Source organism: Streptomyces sp. NPDC005728 (assembly GCF_040630895.1).
Lineage (GTDB): Bacteria > Actinomycetota > Actinomycetes > Streptomycetales > Streptomycetaceae > Streptomyces.
In genome coordinates, this window is sequence record NZ_JBEXYL010000278.1 from 1 (window position 1) to 1,740 (window position 1,740).

Annotated in this window: 1 protein-coding gene; it reads left to right on the forward strand. The window is 61.9% G+C overall.

Annotation, left to right across the window (positions count from 1 at the left end; genetic code table 11):
• Window positions 1-452 precede the first annotated feature (452 nt).
• Window positions 453-1,694 carry an IS110 family transposase gene (locus ABZ471_RS48540; RefSeq protein WP_359075588.1) on the forward strand — a complete coding sequence of 414 codons (1,242 nt, stop codon included), beginning with the start codon at window positions 453-455 and terminating at the stop codon, window positions 1,692-1,694.
• Window positions 1,695-1,740 lie beyond the last annotated feature (46 nt).

Sequence of the window (1,740 nt, forward strand, 5' to 3'; positions counted from 1 at the left end):
GGTGCCGCTGCTCGCTCTCGCTGCTAATTAAGAGCTGCGATCATGATCGCTACAGTACGGGCGTGCAGGTGGGCACCCGGTCGGGCTGTAAACTCCGCGTCCAGCCAGAAGGCCGGATGTGACTCTCATCAGCCTGCCCACCAAGGGGCTCTAGGACTCCGTCGACCGGCCTTCTGGGGCACCCCAGACTGCTGATTAAGAGTGGCAACTCGATCGCTTGTACGGACTTGCTGGCGGGTGTCCCTGCTGTCTGATGATCGTTACATCTACAGCCTGGAAGGCTGGATGCGACTTTCAATCGCCTGCCCATCGAAGGGGCTCCTTGAGACTGCGTCGGCCAGCCTTCAGGCCACCCTCACTAACTGATTAAGAGCTGCGATTCGATCGCTCGTACGGACTTGCTCCAGGGGTGGCCTGGCGCTTTTTGTCCGTGATCGAGCTGGAGAGACGAGATGACGCAGCGGCCACCGCAGGTATGGGCTGGGATCGACGTAGGAAAAGGACATCACTGGTTCACAGTGGTCGACAGCGACGGCGAGTCGCTGCGGAACCGCAAGGTGGTCAACTCCGAGTCGGACATCCTGGCCGCATTCGGCGAGGTCATGAGCATGTCGGACCACGTGACCTGGGCTCTTGACCTCATTGACGGCCCGGCATCTCTGCTTCTGGGAATCTTGGCCAACCACGGTCAGAACCCGCGGTACGTCGCCGGCTCGAAGTTCGCGGCCTTCAAGAAGAGCTTCAGTGGGCAGGGCAAGACCGACTTGAAGGACTCCTACATCATTGCCGAGTTCTCCCGCTGCCTTCGACGGCAGACCGTCCCTGTGCCAGCGCCCCCAAGGGTCACCAAGGAACTCACGCTCATCCTGGCCCACCGCAACGGCCTCTCAACAGAACGCACCAGGACCATCAACCGCATGAGGGCCCTGCTCACCAGCATCTTCCCGGAACTGGAGCGGTCCTTCGACTACGCCCAAGCCGCAGGGCCGCTGGTCCTCCTGTCCGGATACCAGACACCAACTGCCATCCGACGCATGGGCGAGAGCAGGCTGACTGCCTGGCTCGCCAAGCGTGGAGTAAGAAAGGCGGCAGCCATCGCAGAAAGGGCCGTAACAGCCGCTAAAGCCCAGGAATCAGCAGCCAGTGAAGAAGACCCGGCAGCCGAGTTGGTGTCCGAACTCGCTCAAAAGATTACGGAGATGAACAACCGGCTGAAGGAGCTGGAGAAGAAGATCAAGGAACTCCTCTCCCAGCACCCCCAGGCGCCCATCGTCCTGTCCATGCCCGGCTTCGGTGAACTCCTTGCGGCCGAACTTCTCGCGGCGATCGGCGACATCTCTCGGTTCCCGACCGCTGGGCGACTCGCTGTCGCGTCAGGAATGGCTCCCGTCTCTCGTGACTCCGGATCAAACACGGGAAACCGTCTGCGCCCGACCCAGTACAGCCGCCCCCTCCAGCGGGCATTCTTCCTGTCGACCCAGGTCGCGTGCTTGACCGCGGGGACGTGGGAGAAGGAGATGTACCTGCGCAAGTACAAGGGCTACACACACGACAAAGGCCGCCACAAGAAGGCCGTTATCGCTGTCGCCCGCCAGCGAGTCTCCATCCTGTGGGCCATGCTCCGGGACGGCCGGCTCTACGAGAGGGAGTACAACCCGCGCGAGAAGGCATCCGCAGAGGTTCAGGCTGCTTGACGAAACCCATTAAGAGTCTCAAGGGGCACCGGGCCGTGGCCACGAG

Excerpts from the sequence above, each read along its gene's own strand:
- ABZ471_RS48540 (WP_359075588.1), top strand. The coding sequence starts at position 453 with ATGACGCAGCGGCCACCGCAGGTATGGGCTGGGATCGACGTAGGAAAA.